Annotated in this window: 21 protein-coding genes and 1 pseudogene; 9 read left to right on the top strand and 13 right to left on the bottom strand. The window is 67.3% G+C overall.

Translation table 11 applies throughout. The annotated features are described in order from the left end of the window. From CBR61_RS16980 to hisB, 10 genes and pseudogenes are all read right to left on the bottom strand, one after another. Nucleotides 1-357: pseudogene (locus tag CBR61_RS16980) on the bottom strand (energy transducer TonB); the annotation flags it as partial. A gap of 13 nt (nucleotides 358-370) precedes the next feature. After that, entirely contained in the window at nucleotides 371-811 is a 441-nt protein-coding gene (locus CBR61_RS05395) for an ExbD/TolR family protein (RefSeq protein ID WP_088913440.1), read from the bottom strand. 95 nt (nucleotides 812-906) lie between these two features. Continuing rightward, a complete protein-coding gene (gene tolQ, locus CBR61_RS05390; protein ID WP_088913439.1) occupies nucleotides 907-1,614 on the bottom strand; it encodes a protein TolQ in 708 nt (235 codons plus the stop codon). Nucleotides 1,615-1,618: 4 nt separating this feature from the next. Further along, a complete protein-coding gene (locus tag CBR61_RS05385; protein ID WP_088913438.1) occupies nucleotides 1,619-2,068 on the bottom strand; it encodes a YbgC/FadM family acyl-CoA thioesterase in 450 nt (149 codons plus the stop codon). 94 nt (nucleotides 2,069-2,162) lie between these two features. Further along, a complete protein-coding gene (locus tag CBR61_RS05380; RefSeq protein WP_088913437.1) occupies nucleotides 2,163-2,543 on the bottom strand; it encodes a histidine triad nucleotide-binding protein in 381 nt (126 codons plus the stop codon). After that, nucleotides 2,543-2,860, bottom strand: a complete 318-nt coding sequence (locus CBR61_RS05375) for a phosphoribosyl-ATP diphosphatase (protein ID WP_420705687.1) — start codon at nucleotides 2,858-2,860, stop codon at nucleotides 2,543-2,545. The genes CBR61_RS05380 and CBR61_RS05375 overlap by 1 nt, the downstream gene beginning before the upstream one ends. 119 nt (nucleotides 2,861-2,979) lie before the next feature. Beyond that, on the bottom strand, nucleotides 2,980-3,741 hold the full coding sequence (hisF, locus tag CBR61_RS05370; RefSeq protein WP_088913435.1) for an imidazole glycerol phosphate synthase subunit HisF: 762 nt from the start codon (nucleotides 3,739-3,741) through the stop codon (nucleotides 2,980-2,982). Continuing rightward, nucleotides 3,738-4,469, bottom strand: coding sequence for a 1-(5-phosphoribosyl)-5-[(5-phosphoribosylamino)methylideneamino]imidazole-4-carboxamide isomerase (hisA, locus tag CBR61_RS05365; RefSeq protein WP_088913434.1), 732 nt, complete (start codon nucleotides 4,467-4,469; stop codon nucleotides 3,738-3,740). Before hisA ends, hisF begins: the two co-directional genes overlap by 4 nt. Beyond that, nucleotides 4,466-5,092, bottom strand: a complete 627-nt coding sequence (gene hisH, locus CBR61_RS05360; protein ID WP_088913433.1) for an imidazole glycerol phosphate synthase subunit HisH — start codon at nucleotides 5,090-5,092, stop codon at nucleotides 4,466-4,468. Before hisH ends, hisA begins: the two co-directional genes overlap by 4 nt. Continuing rightward, nucleotides 5,085-5,693, bottom strand: a complete 609-nt coding sequence (gene hisB / locus CBR61_RS05355; protein WP_088913432.1) for an imidazoleglycerol-phosphate dehydratase HisB — start codon at nucleotides 5,691-5,693, stop codon at nucleotides 5,085-5,087. Before hisB ends, hisH begins: the two co-directional genes overlap by 8 nt. Before the next feature lie 136 nt (nucleotides 5,694-5,829). On the opposite strand from hisB, the gene CBR61_RS05350 reads away from it, so the two are divergent. The 4 genes from CBR61_RS05350 (at nucleotide 5,830) to CBR61_RS05335 (ending at nucleotide 8,430) form a co-directional block, all read left to right on the top strand. Continuing rightward, nucleotides 5,830-6,309: an SspB family protein gene (locus CBR61_RS05350; protein ID WP_088913431.1), complete on the top strand. Its 480-nt coding sequence runs from the start codon at nucleotides 5,830-5,832 to the stop codon at nucleotides 6,307-6,309. A gap of 6 nt (nucleotides 6,310-6,315) precedes the next feature. Further along, on the top strand, nucleotides 6,316-6,732 hold the full coding sequence (locus CBR61_RS05345; protein ID WP_088913430.1) for a hypothetical protein: 417 nt from the start codon (nucleotides 6,316-6,318) through the stop codon (nucleotides 6,730-6,732). Between the two features lie 42 nt (nucleotides 6,733-6,774). Further along, on the top strand, nucleotides 6,775-7,425 hold the full coding sequence (gene gmk, locus CBR61_RS05340) for a guanylate kinase (protein WP_088913429.1): 651 nt from the start codon (nucleotides 6,775-6,777) through the stop codon (nucleotides 7,423-7,425). Between the two features lie 102 nt (nucleotides 7,426-7,527). Next, complete coding sequence (locus CBR61_RS05335) at nucleotides 7,528-8,430, top strand: hypothetical protein (protein WP_088913428.1); 903 nt, start codon at nucleotides 7,528-7,530, stop codon at nucleotides 8,428-8,430. A 19-nt stretch (nucleotides 8,431-8,449) separates the two neighbouring features. On the opposite strand, the gene CBR61_RS05330 is transcribed toward CBR61_RS05335, so the two are convergent. From CBR61_RS05330 to CBR61_RS05320, 3 genes are all read right to left on the bottom strand, one after another. Then, nucleotides 8,450-9,259, bottom strand: a complete 810-nt coding sequence (locus CBR61_RS05330) for an SDR family oxidoreductase (protein ID WP_088913427.1) — start codon at nucleotides 9,257-9,259, stop codon at nucleotides 8,450-8,452. A 137-nt stretch (nucleotides 9,260-9,396) separates the two neighbouring features. Continuing rightward, nucleotides 9,397-10,536, bottom strand: coding sequence for an acyl-CoA dehydrogenase family protein (locus CBR61_RS05325; protein ID WP_088913426.1), 1,140 nt, complete (start codon nucleotides 10,534-10,536; stop codon nucleotides 9,397-9,399). A 149-nt stretch (nucleotides 10,537-10,685) separates the two neighbouring features. Further along, nucleotides 10,686-11,879, bottom strand: a complete 1,194-nt coding sequence (locus CBR61_RS05320) for an acyl-CoA dehydrogenase family protein (RefSeq protein WP_088913425.1) — start codon at nucleotides 11,877-11,879, stop codon at nucleotides 10,686-10,688. 201 nt (nucleotides 11,880-12,080) lie between these two features. Here CBR61_RS05320 and CBR61_RS05315 point away from each other — a divergent pair, with 201 nt between their 5' ends. The 5 genes from CBR61_RS05315 to dapD all read left to right on the top strand — a co-directional run bounded on the left by CBR61_RS05315 (nucleotide 12,081) and on the right by dapD (nucleotide 18,291). Continuing rightward, entirely contained in the window at nucleotides 12,081-13,574 is a 1,494-nt protein-coding gene (locus tag CBR61_RS05315; RefSeq protein ID WP_088913424.1) for an MFS transporter, read from the top strand. A gap of 91 nt (nucleotides 13,575-13,665) precedes the next feature. Further along, on the top strand, nucleotides 13,666-15,000 hold the full coding sequence (locus tag CBR61_RS05310) for an acyl-CoA dehydrogenase family protein (RefSeq protein ID WP_088913423.1): 1,335 nt from the start codon (nucleotides 13,666-13,668) through the stop codon (nucleotides 14,998-15,000). A 109-nt stretch (nucleotides 15,001-15,109) separates the two neighbouring features. Then, complete coding sequence (locus CBR61_RS05305) at nucleotides 15,110-16,198, top strand: Zn-dependent alcohol dehydrogenase (RefSeq protein ID WP_088913422.1); 1,089 nt, start codon at nucleotides 15,110-15,112, stop codon at nucleotides 16,196-16,198. Continuing rightward, nucleotides 16,198-17,280, top strand: a complete 1,083-nt coding sequence (locus tag CBR61_RS05300; RefSeq protein ID WP_088913421.1) for a phosphotransferase family protein — start codon at nucleotides 16,198-16,200, stop codon at nucleotides 17,278-17,280. Before CBR61_RS05305 ends, CBR61_RS05300 begins: the two co-directional genes overlap by 1 nt. Before the next feature lie 174 nt (nucleotides 17,281-17,454). After that, nucleotides 17,455-18,291, top strand: a complete 837-nt coding sequence (dapD, locus tag CBR61_RS05295) for a 2,3,4,5-tetrahydropyridine-2,6-dicarboxylate N-succinyltransferase (RefSeq protein ID WP_088913420.1) — start codon at nucleotides 17,455-17,457, stop codon at nucleotides 18,289-18,291. Nucleotides 18,292-18,296: the final 5 nt, after the last annotated feature.

Below are 18,296 nucleotides of genomic sequence, written 5' to 3'. Positions count from 1 at the left end.
GTCTCGCGCAGGCGCGGCCTGCGTCGGGGCGGGCGAGGGCCGCGGCGCAGCGGTCGGCTGGGGACGCGGCACCGGCGGCGAGGGCACACGCTCGGCTGCCGGTGCGGGCGCCGGCGGCGCGGGCGCGGGATTGTCGGCGAGGGTCGGGGCGATCGAAGCCCTGCTTTCCGCGACCGGGTCGGGCGAGGCAGCCTCCAGCCCGACTTCGGTCGCAAGGCTCACCGTCATCCGCTCGGGAAAGACGGAAACCTCGCTGCGCACCGTCTGCAACGCGAGCACGCCGACCAGCGCCGCGTGCAGCAGCACTGCGGCGGCAAGACCGACCTTCTCGTCGTTGCGAAGCGCAAGCTCTCCCATCACCTCACTCGCGTTATGGAGCCGAAACTGAACCCTCGGTGACCAGCGAGATCGAGGTGAAGCCCGCCCGGCCCAGTTCGCCCATCACCTGCATTACCCTGCCGTAATCGAGGCTGCGATCGCCGCGCAGCACGATCAGCGGCGGCTCGCCCCCGCGATCCAGCGCCTCCAGCGCTGCGGGCAGCCCGCCTGCGGGAACGGCATCCTCCTCGATATAGATCGTGCCCTGCCGGTCGATCGAGATGGTGATCTGGTCCGGCTGCTCCTCGACCGGCGCGGCGCGGCTTTCGGGCAGCTCGACAGGCACGCCGACCGCGGGGAGCGTCACCGTCACCATGAAGATGATCAGCAGCACCAGCATCACGTCGACCAGCGGCGTGACGTTGATCTCGGCCATCGCGGCGCGGCGGGTGCGCTTGGAGCCTTTGCGGCGGGAAGACAGGTTCATGGCCATCGCTCAGCCCTCCCCGTTCATGTCGAGCGAAGTCGAGACACCAGCGCGACAGCCTCTCGACTTCGCTCGAGGCGAACGGATGTCGTGACTTTCCATCAGGCGCGGTCCAGCTCGCGGCTGAGGCCGGTGTGGAGCCTGTCGGCGAACCGCTGCAGCCCCGCCTCGTAGCGGTCCACCGATCCGCCGAAGCGGTTATAGGCGATCACCGCGGGGATCGCGGCGAACAGGCCGATCGCGGTGGCGAACAGCGCTTCGGCGATGCCGGGGGCGACCACGGCGAGGCTGGCGCTCTGCTGCGCGCCGATCTGGAAGAAGGAGTTCATGATCCCCCAAACCGTGCCGAACAGCCCGACAAAGGGCGCAACCGAGCCGACCGTGGCGAGGAAATTGAGCCGCCCGGCGAGTTCGTCGGCTTCTTCCGCGATCTGGCTGTCCATTGCGGCGGCGATCCGCTCGCGGGTGGCGGCGCGGTCGACCGGCTGCTTGGCGGTCGACTTCCTCCATTCGTCGAGACCGGCGGCAGCGACGCGGGCGGCGGGGACTTCCTTCCTCACCTGCTTGGTCAGCAGCGCCTCGCGGTCGCGCTGGTCCCAGAACTCCGCCTCGTATTCGGCCGATTTCTTCGCAAGGCCGCCGATGCGCAGGGAAAAGGAGACGATGATCATCCACACCCAGATGCTGGCAAGGATCAGCCCGACCATAACGCCTTGCACGATGATGTCGGCCTGGAGGAACAGTTCGACCGGGTCGAGCCGGGTCGGGGCGGCAGCAGGGGCGGCAGCGGCGAGCAGGGCAAACGTCACGGGGTCAGGTGTCCTTGGTCATGAAGGTCGAGAAGGCGGCGCGCCATTCGGCCGGCTGGCGGCGCGGGCGACCATCTAGCGTGATGAAGCCGACACGCAAACTTGCCTCGCATAATATTTCGTCATCGCGCCGTGCGATCTGGTGCATCCGGCACGATGCCGCGCCAAGCTCGGTGCAGCGCGTCTCGATCACCACATCATCGTCGAGCTTGGCAGGGCGCAGGTATCTGAGATTCACCTCGGAAAGCGCATAGGCCCCCTCTCCCGCCTCGATCGCCGCGCGCTGGTCGATGCCGAGCAGGCGCAGGAGATCGCTGCGCGCGCGCTCGAACCAGCGCAGGTAATTGGCGTGGTAGGTGATGCCCGAAAGGTCGGTGTCCTCGTAATACACACGCACCGCGTAGAGGTGCCGTGCGCCGTCGAGCACGCCGCCCGGGAGAGGGGGCGAAATCATGGGGTGGGGCTCGCAATCATCATCCGGGTCAAAGCCTTCCGCGACTGAAGCTCCGATGAACGGTGCCATGTCAGCGCCGAAGCGAGGGGCACCCTCAACGGCGCGCGATCATCGGCCCCAGCGGCTCGCCGCCGAAGATGTGGACATGGAGGTGCGGCACCTCCTGCCCGCCGTGGCGGCCGATATTGGCGAGGAGGCGGTAGCCCGGTTCGACAAGCCCCTTGCGTCGCGCCACTTCCCCCACCGCGCGCACGAAGCCGGCGATCTCGGCTTCGCTCGCCTTGGCGCTGAAATCGTCCCAGCTGACGTAGCGTCCCTTGGGGATCACCAGCGTGTGCACCTCGGCCTGCGGATTGATGTCCTCGAAAGCATAGGCCCATTCGTCCTCGTAGACCTTCTTGGACGGGATTTCCCCGCGCAGGATCTTCGCGAAGATGTTGGCGTCGTCGTAGGGCAGGGTCGGGTCGATCGGCATTATTCGCTCCGGCTGGCTTTCTCGTCTATGCCCGAAGTGCCCTCGCGGCGTTCAAGTTCCGTGAAAACCGCTCCGAGCGGCACGCCCTTCTCGGCGAGCAGCACCATCAGGTGGAACAGGAGGTCGGCAGCCTCCCCAACCAGTTCCGCCTCGTCCCCCGCGAGCGCGGCGATCACGGTCTCGGTCGCCTCCTCTCCAAGCTTCTGCGCGATCTTGGCAAGGCCCTTGGCGTGGAGCTTCGCCACGTAGCTTTCCTCCGGCGAGGCGGTGAGGCGCTGTGCGATGGTCGCTTCGAGGCGGGCAAGGGTTTCGGACACGTGGCTCTTTCTCGTCATTGCGAGGAGCCGCAGGCGACGCGGCAATCCATGATCGGACCTTTCCGCAATCAGCACGGTCGGTCCATGGATTGCTTCGCTACGCTCGCAATGACGACATTTCAACCGCGCGCCGGTAGCCCTGCCGCGCGGAGCGCCGCGTGGGCCTCGGCGATGGTGTGGTGGCCGAAGTGGAAGATGCTCGCGGCGAGCACCGCGCTGGCGTGGCCCTTGGTCACGCCTTCGACGAGGTGATCGAGGCTCCCGACCCCGCCGCTGGCGATCACCGGCACGCTGACAGAATCGGCAATCTCGCGGGTGAGATCGAGGTCGTAGCCCCGCTGTGTCCCGTCCCCGTCCATCGAGGTGACGAGCAATTCGCCCGCGCCCAGATCGGCCACCTTCCGCGCATATTCGACCGCGTCGATCCCCGTGGGTTTGCGGCCGCCGTGGGTGAAGATTTCCCAGTTCCCCCGCGGCGTGCGGCGCGCGTCGACGCTGGCGACGACGCACTGGCTGCCGAACCGCTCCGCGATCTCGCCCACCAATTCGGGCCGGGCGACGGCGGCGGAGTTGACCGCGACCTTGTCCGCTCCGGCGAGGAGCAGCGCGCGCGCATCCTCGGCGGAGCGCACCCCGCCGCCGACAGTCAGCGGCATGAAGCATACTTCCGCGGTGCGGCGCACCATGTCGAGCAGGGTCCCGCGCCCTTCGTGGCTGGCGGAGATGTCGAGGAAGCACAGCTCGTCAGCACCCGCCGCGTCATAGGCGCGCGCCTGCTCGACCGGATCGCCCGCGTCCTTGAGGTCGACGAAGTTGACGCCCTTGACCACGCGGCCATCGGCGACGTCGAGGCAGGGAATGACGCGGATGCGGACGGTCATTGCGCGCGCGCCCCCATCGCGATCGCCGCTGCCAGATCCAGCCGCCCTTCATAGAGCGCGCGGCCCGTGATCACCCCCTCGATCCCCTCGTGCGCGTGGAGCGAGAGGATGTGGATGTCGTCGAGCCCCTTTACCCCGCCGCTGGCGATCACCGGGATGTCGACCCGGCGGGCGAGGTCCACGGTCGCCTCAATGTTCACGCCCTTTAGCAGTCCGTCCCGCCCGATATCGGTGAACAGCAGCGAGGCAACGCCCGCATCCTCGAAGCGGCGGGCGAGATCGGTGACGGGGACGTCGGAGACTTCCGCCCAGCCCTCGGTCGCAACCATGCCGTCCTTCGCGTCGACCGCGACGACGATGCCGTTCTCCCACTCGCGGGCCATGTCCTTGACGAATTCGGGGTTCTTGAGCGCCGCCGAGCCCATCACCACCCGCGCGACGCCGAGGTTGAACCACCCCTCGACCGCCGCCGCGTCGCGGATACCGCCGCCCAGTTGCACATAGCCGGGGAAGGCCTTGACGATGGCTTCGACAGCCGCCCGGTTGCGACTTTCGCCCGCGAAGCTGCCGTCCAGATCGACAACATGGATATGCTCCGCCCCTGCCTCGGCGAAGATCAGCGCCTGCGCGGCGGGATCATCGCCGTAGATCGTGGCGCGATCCATGTCGCCTTCGGCAAGGCGCACGACCTGGCCGCCCTTCAGGTCGATGGCGGGGAAGATGATCACGGGAACCACTCCAGAAAGCGCCGGAGGGTCGCAAGGCCATAGGCCTGGCTCTTCTCCGGATGAAACTGCACGCCGAGGATGTTGTCGCGGGCGACCGCAGCCACCAGCCCTTCGCCGTGGTCCGTCATCGCGGCGATATGGTGGGGCTCGGTCGCGGCGAAGTGGTAGGAGTGGAGGAAGTAGGCCTCGCCCTCATCGATCACCGCAGACCCGCGCGCGTGGGGCAGCAAGGCGACATCGTTCCAGCCCATGTGCGGCACCTTGATCGCGGGGTCCGACGGCTCGATCAGCCGCACCTCGCCCGGCACCCAGCCGAGGCCGGGGGTCTCGCCATGTTCGAGCCCTCGGGTCGCGAGCAGTTGCATCCCCACACAGATGCCGAGGAACGGCGCACCGCCGACATGGACACGTTCTGTCATCGCATCGATCATGCCGGGGATCGCGTTCAGGCCCTCGGCACAGGCCCTGAAACTGCCGACGCCGGGCAGCACGATCCGGTCTGCCGCGCGCACGACATAGGGATCGGCGGTGACGGTGACCTCGGCGCCTGCCGCCCTCAGGGCGTTGTGGACCGAATGGAGGTTGCCCGCGCCGTAATCGACCAAGGCAACGACTTCACCCACCGAGCTGCCCCTTGGTCGAGGGGATCGCCCCGCCCTTCCTCGGATCGCGCTCGACCGCCTGCCGCATGGCGCGGGCGAAGCCCTTGTAGAGGCTCTCGCAGATGTGGTGATTGTTGGTGCCGTAGAGCAGCTCCATATGGAGCGTAATGCCCGCGGCTTGGCTCACCGAGTGGAACCAGTGCTCGATCAGCTCGGTGTCCCATTCGCCGAGCTTCTCCTGCGTGAACTTCGCCTTCCACACCAGATAGGGCCGCCCGGAGATGTCGAGCGCCACGCGGCTCAGGGTCTCGTCCATCGGCGAATAGGCCGCGCCGTAGCGCCCGATCCCGGCCTTGTCGCCGAGCGCCTGCGCGATGGCCTGACCGAGCGCGATCGCCGAATCCTCGGTGGTGTGGTGCTGGTCGACATGGAGGTCGCCCTCCACCTTCATCGTCACGTCGATCAGCGAATGGCGGCTGAACTGTTCGACCATGTGATCGAGAAAGCCGATGCCGGTCGACACGTCATAGGCGCCGGTCCCGTCGAGATTGACGGCAATGGCGATCTTGGTCTCGGTGGTGTTTCGCTCAACCGAGCCGGTGCGGGCGGGGATGCTGGCCATGAACCGGCGCTATAGTCCGCTTGGGGCGCAAGACAAGCGTGGGCCGCATCGCCCGGCTGACTGTCAATCCGGCGAGACATTTCAATTCAAAGCCCCTTGACCAAGGCCCCGCGCCGCGCCACGAATCCGGTCAGCCATGAACAGCGACACGCCCGACAGCCTGATCCCCTACGATGAAATCGTGCAGGAAGCCCTGCGCGCCGTGGTCGGCCGGGTGCTCGGTTCGATTGTCAGCGGCGGCGGCACGCTGCCGGGCGCGCACCATTTCTACATCACCTTCAAGACCGGCGCGCCGGGCGTCAGCATCCCGCCGCACCTGCGCGAACGCTTCCCCGACGAGATGACGATCGTGCTCCAGAACAAGTTCTGGGATCTCGAGGTGCTGCCGCAGAGCTTCTCGGTCAGCCTCACCTTCAACCAGGTGCCGGCCAAGCTCACCATCCCCTTTGCCGCGATCACCGCCTTCGTCGATCCGGCGGTGGATTTCGGCCTCCAGTTCCAGGCGGCGGTCGAGGAGCTCGAGCCGGAAGCGCACGAGGATGCCGAGAACGACGGGCCCGACACCGACCCGGACGGCTCGAACGTCGTCAGCATCGATTTCGGGCGCAAGAAATAGGCCGCCATGGCGGGGGGCAAGCGGGCGAAGGCGGGCAGGCGCGGCAAGGCCGAAGCACCCGTAGCGGGCGCCGGCGACAGTCCCGCTCCCGGCCCCGGCGGCGTGCCGCTGCCCAGCCCCGTTGCGGGCACCAACCTCATCATCGCCGACATCGTCCTGCGCGCCGCGGGCGGGCTGCTGCGTGACCGGCTGGAAAAGGGCCTGCTGGTCAGGAGCTACGATACCGCCAAGGCCGAGAAGCTGGTCGATGGACGCGGCGTCGCGACCAGCCTCGCGCTCTACGGGGCAAGCCGCCTCGCCCGCCGCTCGCCGCTGGGACTCGCGGTGGTGGCGGGCGGACTTGCGGCCAAGGTCTTCTACGACCGCGGCAAGCGGCTCGAGGCCAAGCGCCGCGCGAAAACGCGGCCGGGCAGCGAATCCTGACCGCCCCTTGATTTCGCCCGTCCGGTTGGTGCAACGGGGCCTATGGGCGACTCCTCACACGATCCTGCCGACACGCTCCAGCGCCGGGGCCTGATGTTCATCCTGTCCTCGCCCTCGGGCGCGGGCAAGACCACGCTGTCGCGGATGCTGCTGAAGGAGGATCCCGAGATCAAGCTGTCGGTCTCGGCCACCACCCGCCCCCCGCGCCCCGGCGAGATCGACGGGGTGCATTACCACTTCGTCACCGACGCGACCTTCGACCGGATGGTCGAGGAGGACGACTTCTATGAATGGGCGCACGTCTTCGGACACCGCTACGGCACCCCCAAGGGGATCATCCGCGCCGCGCTGAAGGAAGGGCAGGACTTCCTGTTCGACATCGACTGGCAGGGCACCCAGCAGCTCTACCAGAAGGACCAGCAGGACGTGGTGCGGGTGTTCATCCTGCCCCCCTCGATCGACGAGCTCCACCGCCGCCTCAAGGGCCGCGCCACCGACAGCGCCGAGGTCATCGCCGCCCGCATGGAACGCGCGCGGGCCGAGATCAGCCACTGGGACGGCTACGACTACGTCATCATCAACGACGACATCCACCTGTGCTTCGACAAGGTCCGCGCGATCCTCGAGGCCGAGCGGATGAAGCGCCAGCGGCAGACCGGGCTCATCCCTTTCGTGCGCGGGCTGATGGCCTGACTCCGCCTCCCAACCTGGGTCAGGCACCCAGGTTCGGGCGACCCTCCCGTCAGCGGGTAAGCCCTTGCGGCTCACGCGCCAAAACGACAGGGGGATCATCGAATGGCCGGCTGGCAAACCCGCATCGCCGCGAATGCGATCAAGGCCTGCGTTCCGTTTCAGACGCAGCTGCGCAAGCTCAAGCACACGATCAGCCCGCCGGTGCCCGGCCAGCATCACGATCTCGTGCTCGACGGGATCATCGAACAGCTCGCCATGATCCGCAGGGCCGGCGGCAGGATCGCCGGGGCGCGCGTGCTGGAGATCGGCAGCGGCTGGATCCCCGTCGCGCCGCTGATCTACCGCCTCGCCGGCGCGCGCGAGGTGATCCTCTCGGACCAGCACCACCTGCTCCACCCGCGCTCGGTCGAGGCGGCGGTCGCCTTCCTGAAGGCGCGGCAGGACCGGCTGGTGGAGGAGGCCGGGATCGAGCCTTGGCGCTTCGACATGGTCCTTGACGTGCCGCTCGAGGGCGGGCTCGATGCGATGCTTGATGCGCTGGGCCTTGCCTATGTCGTCCCGCTCGACCGCACGACGCTGAAGGGCGGGATCGATATCGCCTACAGCCACACCGTGCTCGAACACATCCCGCCCGCCGCGCTGGCCGAGATCTTCGCGCTGGTCCGCGCACGGCTGGGCAAGGGCGGGCTGTTCTGCAACGGCATTGACAACAGCGACCACCGCCGCGGCTACGACGCGGAGCTCTCGCTGGTCGATTTCCTGCGCTATTCCGAACTCGGCTGGAAGATGCTCTGCATCAACCCGCAGGACTACACCAACCGGCTGCGCCATTCGGACTATGTCGCGCTGCTGGCCGATGCGGGCTTCCGCGTCGCCGACACGCAGGTCCATGTGGCGCAGGGCGCGCTGCAATCGCTGGAGAAGGAAAGCCTGCCCGAGCGCTTCCGCGGCAAGAGCGCCGAGGACCTGTGCACCACCTGGAGCCTGATGCTGGCGCGCGCCTGACGCGCGCGCCAAGCGCGGATCAGTGCTTGCCGCCGGGATCTGCGAAGTGGCTCGGGAGGTGAGCGTTCACCACCCCGCCGTCGACCGTCAGCGTCTCGCCGACCACATAATCACCCGCGCGGCTGCACAGGTAGATCGCGGCCGCCGCCATGTCCTCGGCCGTGCCGATGCGCTTGGCGGGGATGCCGCTCGCCGAAGCGTCGGGCGCGTCCTTGGCGGCCTTGTTCATCTCCGAGGGGAAGGCTCCCGGCGCGATCGAGGTGACGACGATGTTGTCCTGGATCAGCCGCGCGGCCATGCGGCGGGTGAGCTGGATCACGCCGGCCTTCGAGGCCTGATAGGCGTAGGTCTCCCACGGGTTGATCCGCTGACCGTCGATCGAGGAGACGTGGATCACCTTGGCCGGGCGCCCCTGCCTGCCGCCCTCGACCAGCAGGTCGTGGAGCTTCTGGGTGAGGAAGAACGGCGTCTTGACGTTCAGATCCATCGTCCGGTGCCAGCCGGCCTCGGAGAACTCCAGATAGGGCTGGCCCCAGGCCGCGCCCGCGTTGTTGATGAGGATGTCGAGGTGCGTTTCGCGCGCCTTCAGCTCGTTGGCGAGCGCCACCATGCCGTCCATCTGGCTGAGGTCGGCGGGGATGCCGATGACCTTGTCGGCGCCGAACTCGTCGATGGTCGCCTGCATCTGCTCGATCTTGCGCGCCGAGATGTAGACCCGCGCGCAGCCCGCCGCGAGCAGGCCCTCGACGAACATCTTGCCGATCCCGCGCGACCCCCCGGTGACGAGGGCGATGCGGCCTTCGAGGCTGAAAAGCGATTGAATGTCCATGTTTCTCTCCAAACTCCCCTCCCGCTTGCGGGAGGGGTTGGGGGTGGGAATGGGCCGGGAAGGCCCACCCCGCTGCGACTAGCCAGCAAGCTGGCAAGTCTCGCTCCCCTCCCGCACGCGGGAGGGGTGGTGAAGGCTCAATACCCGCTCAATTCGGCCACGCGGTTCGCGTGGAAATGGGCATCGCCCAGGAATTCGGCCAGGGCGCGGTCGCGCTTCATGTAGAGGCCGATGTCGTATTCGTCGGTCATGCCAATGCCGCCGTGCATCTGCACGCCTTCCTGCACCGCGAGGCGGGCGGCCTTGGCGACCTTGGCCTTGGCGACGCTTGCCATGAGGTCGGCATGGGCCGAACCGCCGTCGAGCAACTGCTGCGCCTTGATGGTCGCGGCGCGGGCGATCTCGACCTCGGAATAGAGGTGGCTTGCGCGGTGCTGGAGCGCCTGGAACTCGCCGATCAGTTTGCCGAACTGCTTGCGCTGCTTGAGGTAATCGACCGTCATGTCCATCGCCCCGCGGGCGACGCCGACGCCTTCCGCGGCCGCGCCGACGCGGCCGGCGAGCAGCATCGCATCGAGCACCGCGCGACCGCCGTCGATCTCGCCGATCACGGCATCGCCGTCCAGTTCGACCCCGTCGAGGCGCATATGAGTGGCCATCGAACTGTCGACGAGGCGCACATGATCGTGCGACAACCCGGCAACGTCCTTGGGCACGGCGAACAGCGTGATGCCGTCCGCATCTTCGTCGCCGCCCGAGGTGCGCGCCGCCACCACGACCATGTCGGCGCTGCCGCCGTGGATGACGAAGGTCTTGGCGCCGTTGAGGCGGAACCCGTTGCCCGACTTGTCGGCGCGGGTGGCGATGCGGCTGGGACGATGCTTGGCGGTCTCGTCGATGGCGACGGCAAACACGCTGTCGCCCGCGATCAGGCCCGGCAGGTAGCGACCCTTCAGATCGTCCGACCCGTGCTTCAGCGCCGTCGCGGCCAGCACTGAGGAGGTGAGGAAGGGCGAGGGCGTGAGGTTGCGGCCGATTTCCTCGAGCACGATCCCTGCCTCGACATGGCCCATGCCGAGCCCGCCGTCGGCCTCCTCCACCAGCATTCCGGTGAAGCCCATCTCGGCCATCTGCTTCCAGAGGGCGTGGCCGAAGCCGTCCTTGCAGTTGCGGTCGCGCCAGTGGCGTAGCTGCTTGGCGATGTTGCCTTCCTCGGCCATGAAGCCGCGTGCGGTGTCGGCGAGCATCGCCTGATCTTCGTTGTGATACAGGGGCATTCGAATTTCCTCTCCCAAACCCCCTCCCGCCTGCGGGAGGGGCAGCGAGACTTGCCAGCTTGCTGGCTAGTCGCAGCGGGGTGGGCCTGCGAGCGGTCGTACGTGCCCACCCCCGACCCCTCCCGCAAGCGGGAGGGGAGATTGATTGATCAAGCCCCCGGCAGGTCGAGGATGCGCTTGGCGATGACGTTGAGCATCACCTCGCTGGTGCCGCCCTCGATCGAGTTGGCCTTGGTGCGCAGCCAGCTCTTCGACGGCTTGCCGCCTTCGGTCGCCTCGCTTTCCCATTCGAGGCTGCGCGAGCCGCCGACCGCCATCATCAGCTCGTGGCGGCGCTTGTTCAGTTCCGTGCCCGCATACTTCATCATGTTGGGCTGCGCGGGGTGGGCCTTGCCGACCTTGATCTCGTCGAGGAACTTCTCGCCCATCGCGGCATAGGCCAGCGCGTCGACGTCGAAATTGGCGAGTTCGGCGCGCAGCACCGGGTCGAGGTCGTCGCCGAGCCTGGCCGCATGGCGCTTCATCATCGCGCCGATCGCGGCCTGGCGCTCGCCGCCGTCCGCGCCCGAGATCATCTCGCGCTCGTGGCCGAGGAGATACTTGGCGACATCCCAGCCGCGGTTGATCGTGCCGACATAGGCCGGCACGTCATCGCCATAGGACTTGGGCACCTTGACGTTGTCGAAGAAGGTCTCGCAGAAGGGCGAGGAGCCGCTGATCAGCTTGATCGGCTTGGTGGTGACGCCTTCGCTCGCCATGTCGAACAGCATGAAGGTGATGCCGCCATACTTGTTCTCCTTGTCGGTGCGGACAAGGCAGAAGATCCAGTCGGCGTGGTCCGCATAGGAGGTCCAGATCTTCTGGCCGTTGACGACCCAGTGATCGCCCTTGTCCTCGCCGAAGGTCTGCAAGCTGACGAGGTCAGAACCCGAGCCCGGCTCAGAATAGCCCTGACACCAGCGGATTTCGCCGCGCGCGATCTCGTTGAGGAACCGCTGCTTCTGCCCCTCGGTGCCGAAGTGCAGCAGCGCCGGGCCGAGCATCCAGATGCCGAAGGAGCTGAGCGGCGGGCGCGCGCCGATCTTGCCCATTTCCTCGCGCAGCACCTTGGCTTCCGGCGCGCTGAGGCCCGCGCCGCCATATTCCTTCGGCCACATGGGCACGGTGTAGCCCTTGGCGATGCACGCCTCGAGCCATGCCTTCTGCGCATCGTTCTTGAAGGTGGCGTTGCGGCCGCCCCAGTAGATATCGTCCTCGCCGCGCACCGGCTCGCGCATTTCAGGCGGGCAGTTCGCCTCCAGCCAGGCGCGGGTTTCGGTGCGGAATTGTTCAAGATCGGCCATGACCGACTCTCCTCTCTCGTCTCTCGCTTGACGCTTACGTTAGGAGCAATTTGCACGCCCCTGCAAGCGTCCTTCGCGCAGGCCGGGCAGCGGGCGCGATGCCGTAGCGTCAGGCGCGCGCGGATTGACGGACCGGCCAATCGGTCTAGGTTCGCAACCGAAAAAAGGGAGAGAGAGATTGACCGGATTCGGTCTGGCGGCATGCTCGCGGAGCAGGGCCTCGTGACGGCTGCGCCCGATCCCTTGCCGCTGCGCCTTCGGCTGGTGCACGGCGCGGGCGCCGTCGCCTTCGGGGTCAAGGACAACGGCTTCTCGTTCTTCCTGCTGATCTACTACAATCAGGTGCTGGGCATGGACGCGGGGCTGGTCAGCCTTGCGCTGCTGATCGCGCTGCTGGTCGACGCGCTGGTCGATCCGCTGATCGGCAACCTTTCCGACCGGACCTACACCGCCTGGGGCCGGCGCCTGCCGTGGCTCTATGCCGCGCCCGTCCCGCTTGCCCTCGCCTGGGCGCTGATGTGGAGCCCGCCTGCCGGGGCGGAGCCGAGTTTCCTCGGGCTCGTCGGCATCGCGATTGTCGTGCGCCTGCTGCTTTCGGCCTGCGAGGTGCCCTCGATCAGCCTCGTGCCCGAGATCACGCAGGACTACGACGAGCGCACCACCCTGTTCCGCTACCGCGCGCTCGCCGCATGGATCGGCGGGCTGGGCATGATGGTGCTGGCCTATACCGTGTTCATGCCGGGGGCCGAGGGCATGCTCGACCGCGACGGCTATTTCGCCTTCGGGATCTTCGGCGCGTGCCTGATGGCAGTCTCGGTGATCGGCTCGGCGGCAGGGCAGCACCGGCTGCTGGCGCGCCTGCCCGACCACAAGCCGCCGCCCTTCTCGCTGAAGGTCGCCTTCTCCGAAATCGTCGAGGCCTTTTCCGAACGCAGCTTCCTGATCCTCGCGGCCGGCGCGGTCGCCGCCTATGTCAACCAGGGGCTGCTGTTCTCGATCTCGAACTACCTCAACCTGTTCGTCTGGCGACTGACGCGCGAGCAGCTGGTGCTCTACCCCTTCGTGCTGTTCGCCTCGGTGGTGCTGATGTTCATGGTGATCGGCCCGCTGCACCGCCGCTTCGGCAAGGCGCACACCGCTGCCATCACGGCGGTGGCAGGGGCGGCGGTCGGCTTCGTGCCCTATGCGCTGTTCCTCGCCGGCGCCTGGCCGGAGGTGGGCAGCTACGCCTCGACCTTCGGCTTTTTCGCCTGCCTCATGTTCGGCAACACGCTCGGCGTGGTCTCGATGGTGTCGGCGACCTCGATGATCGCCGAGATCGTCGAGGCTTTCGAGGAACGCACGCACCGCCGCGCCGAGGCGGCGTTCTATTCGGGCAACTGGCTGATTCAGAAATGCGCCACCGGGCTCGGCATCTTCCTGACGGGGCAGATCATCGCCTTCTCGCAGCTGCCCGGCAACGCCGCCCCGGCCGAGGTGACAGGGGACGTGCTCACCCGTCTGGTGCTCGGATTTGCCGCTGCCGGCGTGGTGCTGTCGCTGGTCGCGGCCTTCTGGCTCGCGCGTTTCCCGATCAGCCGGACCGAGCACGAGGCCCGGCTCGGGAGGCTGGCGCACCGCCGCACCGGCGCTGCCGCCAGCCCGCTCGACGAGGCCGCCCGCGCCGATCCGGAGGGCCATTCGATCGGCGCGTGAGGCGCATAAAAGAGAGCTTGGCGGCTCGCGAAGCCTCTGCCACGGTGAAACCAGATTCGATTGCATTTAAGGACGAGAGAGGAACCTCCGCATGGATTTCGAACCCACCGAACGCCAGGTCTACTGGCGCAACCGCGTGCGCGACTTCATCGAGACGCATGTGCGGCCGAACATGGACACCTACAAGCAGCAGGACCTCGAGGGCGACCGCTGGAAGGTGATCCAGATCATCGAGGACAAGAAGAAGCTCGCCAAGGAAGCGGGCATCTGGAACCTCTTCATGCCGCCGCGCAACGACAGCCACCACCATGTCGACGACACCTTCGAATTCGACGGGCCGGGCCTCACCAACCTCGAATATGCGCTGTGCGCCGAGGAAATGGGCCGCATCGGCTGGGCCTCGGAAGTGTTCAACTGCTCCGCGCCCGACACCGGCAACATGGAGGTGTTCCACCGTTACGGCACCCGCGAGCAGAAGGAGGAGTGGCTCCGCCCGCTGATGAACGGCGAGATCCGTTCGGCCTTCCTGATGACCGAGCCCTACACCGCTTCCTCGGACGCGACGAACATCGAGACCCGCATCGAGCGTGACGGCGATCACTACGTCATCAACGGGCGCAAGTGGTGGTCGTCGGGCCTCGGCGATCCGCGCTGCAAGGTCGCGATCGTGATGGGCAAGACCGACTTCAACGCCCAGCGCCACGCCCAGCAGTCGATGGTGCTGATGCCGATCGACACCCCCGGCGTGAACATCATCCGCCACCTGCCCGTCTTCGGCTATGACGATGCCCCCCACGGCCACATGGAAGTCGAGATGAAGGACGTGCGCGTCCCCGTCACCAACATGCTGCTGGGCGAAGGGCGCGGCTTCGAGATCGCGCAGGGGCGCCTCGGGCCGGGCCGCATCCACCACTGCATGCGCACCATCGGCGCGGCGGAAGAGGCGCTGGAGAAGATGTGCCGCCGCCTCCAGGAGCGCGAGGCCTTCGGCAAGCCGGTCTACAAGCACTCGGTCTGGGAGGAGCGCGTCGCGCGCGCCCGCATCGACATCGAGATGACCCGCCTCCTGTGCCTCAAGGCCGCCGACATGATGGACAAGGTCGGCAACAAGGCGGCGAAGCAGGAAATCGCGATGATCAAGGTGCAGGCGCCGAACATGGCGCTGCGCATCATCGACGACGCGATCCAGGCGCATGGCGGCGGCGGCGTGTCGGAAGACTACGGCCTCGCCAAGAGCTATGCCAACCAGCGCACCTTGCGCCTTGCCGACGGGCCGGACGAGGTCCACGCCCGCTCGATCGCGCACATGGAGTTCGCCAAGCACGCACCCCGCCCCGGCCCCACCGCCAACGCCCTGCGCGGCGATCACGGGCGGGCCGCCGAGCCGCAGAGCTTCAGCTCGGGCGACATGGGCGTGGCGCGCTGATAGGCGCGTGCTGACACCGTAACTGAAAACCGTTCGTGTCGAGCGAAGTCGAGACACGCTGGCACGAACGGTTCTCGACTTCGCTCGAACCGAACGGAAAGTATTTCTGATGGCAAAAGCCGCCATTCTCGAAGCACCCGGCCAGGGCCTTCGCATCGCCGAAGTGACCTATGCCGAACCCGGCCCGCACGAGGTCCTGATCGACACCAAGGCCTGCGGCCTGTGCCATTCGGACCTGCATTTCATCGACGGGCACTACCCCCACGCCCTGCCCTGCATTCCGGGGCACGAGGCGGCGGGCGTGGTGCGTGCGGTCGGCTCCGAGGTGCGCACGGTCAAGCCCGGCGATCACGTCGTTTCCTGCCTTTCGGCCTTCTGCGGGCATTGCGAGTTCTGCGTCACCGGCCGCATGGCGCTGTGCCTCGGCGGCGACACCCGGCGCCAGAAGGGCGATGCCTCGCGCATCGCCTTTGCCGACGGATCGCCGGTCAACCAGATGCTCAACCTCTCGGCCCTGTCCGAGCAGATGCTGATCCATGAGCACGCCTGCGTCGCGATCGACAAGGACATGCCCTTCGACCGCGCCGCCCTGCTCGGCTGCGCGGTGACGACCGGCGCGGGGACGATCTTCAACGCCTGCAAGGTGACGCCCGGCGAAACCGTGCTGGTGGTCGGCTGCGGCGGGGTGGGCCTCGCGGTGGTGAACGCCGCGAAGATCGCCGGCGCGGGCAAGATCATCGCCGCCGATCCGCTCCCCGAAAAGCGCGAGCTCGCCAAGGTGCTGGGCGCGACCCACACGGTCGACGCGCTGGCCGATGATGCGGCCAAGCAGATCATCGCCATCTCGAACGGCGGGGTGGACTGGGGGATCGAGGCGGTCGGGCGGCAAGCCTCGGCAGACCTCGCCGTGGCCTCGCTCCGGCGCGGCGGGACGGCGGTGATCCTCGGCATGATGCCGCTCGATTGCAAGGTCGGGTTGTCCGCTTTTGACCTTCTCGGCGGCAAGAAGCTGATGGGCGCGCTGATGGGGATGAACCACTTCCCCGTCGATCTGCCGCGGCTTGTCGACTTCTACCTGCGCGGCCTCCTCGATCTCGACACGATCATCGCCGAGCGCATCCCGCTCGAGGCGGTGAACGAAGGCTTCAACACGATGCGCGCCGGCCATTCCGCGCGCACGGTGGTGGTGTTCGACTGATGACAGACGCTCCCCAGATCGATTTCGACAAGGAAATGGTCGGCACGGTCGAAGTGACCGAGAAGGACGCGCTCGACCTTGCTTCGCTGACCCGCTGGTTCGAGGCCAATGTCGAGGGCTTCGCAGGTCCGATCAGCTACACCAAGTTCAAGGGCGGCCAGTCGAACCCGACCTACCGGATCGACACCCCGGGCGCCTCCTACGTCCTGCGCCGCCAGCCCTTCGGCAAGCTGCTCCCGTCGGCCCACGCGGTCGACCGCGAATATGCGGCGATGACCGGACTCTACCCCACCGGCTTCCCCGTCCCCCGCACCTATGGCCTGTGCGAGGATGTGGACGTGATCGGATCGAAGTTCTTCGTGATGAGCATGGCCGATGGCCGTTCGCTGTGGAACGGCGCCCTGCCCGGCCTCTCGCCCGAGGAACGCCGCGCGCATTACCACGCGCTGATCGACACGATGGCCGATCTCCACCTCAACAAGCCCGATGAGATCGGCATGGGCGATTACGGCAAGCCCACCGATTACTGCGCGCGCCAGATCACCCGCTGGACCAAGCAGTACAAGCTTTCCGAGACCGAGCACATGCCCGAGATGGAGCGGCTCATCGAATGGCTGCCGCAGACCATCCCGCCCCAGAATGCCTCGAGCGTGGTGCATGGCGACTATCGCCTCGACAACGTGATCTTCCACAAGACCGAACCCCGCATCATCGCGGTGCTCGACTGGGAGCTCTCGACGCTGGGCGATCCGATCGCGGACTTCAGCTACCTCATGCTCAACTGGCACAACCCCGCCGATGGCCGCGCCGGGCTGCTGGGGCTGGATCTCGAGGCGCTCGGCATCCCGAGCCAGGAGGAGGCGGTGGAACGCTACGTCGCGCGCACCGGCTATCCGGTGCCGCCGATGGACTGGTACTTCGCCTATAACCTGTTCCGCCTCGCCGGGATCATGCAGGGCATCAAGAAGCGCGTGATCGACGGCACCGCCTCCAGCGCCCATGCCAAGGCGATGAGCGACCGGGTGCGGCCGCTGGCCGAACGGGCCTACCAGTTCGCATTGGCGGCAGGGATGCCCGCGTAAGCCGCTTGCCGAGTTTCGGCCTCAAGGCTAAGCGGCCCGCAATGCACTCCCACTTCCGTTCGCCCTGAGCTTGTCGAAGGGCTGCACTTCCCTTCCTGCACCGGTGAAGAAGAAGGACAGTCCTTCGACAAGCTCAGGACGAACGGGGTCGGTGATGTTTCTTGGAGACCGCCCATGCATGACGACCTGATCGCCGCCATCGAAGCCGCGTGGGAGAACCGCGCCGAGATCACCCCGGGGCACGAGGTGCGCCATGCGGTCGCCGATGCGCTGGCCCTGCTCGATTGCGGCGAGGCGCGCGTCGCCCAGCCCGACGGCAACGGCGGCTGGCAGGTCAACCAGTGGCTCAAGAAGGCGGTGCTCCTGAGCTTCCGGCTCAACGACAACCGCGTGATGGAAGGCGGCGCGGCCGGGGCACCGGCCTATGACAAGGTGCCGCTGAAGTTCGCCGGCTGGGGCGAGAACCGCTTCAAGGACGCGGGCTTCCGCGTGGTTCCGGGCGCAGTGGTGCGGCGCGGGGCGCATATCTCCAAAGGCGTCGTGCTGATGCCGAGTTTCGTCAACATCGGCGCTTATGTCGGCGAGAACACCATGATCGACACCTGGGCGACGGTCGGCTCCTGCGCGCAGATCGGCGCCAACGTCCACATCTCGGGCGGAGCGGGGATCGGCGGCGTGCTCGAACCGCTCCAGGCCGAACCCGTGATCATCGGCGACAACGCCTTCATCGGCGCGCGCGCTGAGGTGGCCGAGGGCGTGCGCGTGGGCGAGGGCGCGGTGCTCTCGATGGGCGTCTATCTTGGCGCCTCGACCAAGATCGTCGACCGCGCCACCGGGAAGGTCTACATGGGCGAAGTGCCGCCCTATGCGGTGGTCGTTCCCGGATCGATGCCCGGCAAGCCCCTGCCCGACGGCACCATGGGGCCGAGCCTCTACTGCGCGGTGATCGTCAAGACGGTCGACGCCCAGACCCGCTCCAAGACCGGCATCAACGAGCTGCTGCGCGACTGAGGCGC

Origin of the sequence: Porphyrobacter sp. CACIAM 03H1 (genome assembly GCF_002215495.1) — a bacterium.
In the GTDB taxonomy this organism is placed as follows: domain Bacteria; phylum Pseudomonadota; class Alphaproteobacteria; order Sphingomonadales; family Sphingomonadaceae; genus Erythrobacter.
This window is presented reverse-complemented; position numbering and strand designations above follow the sequence as displayed.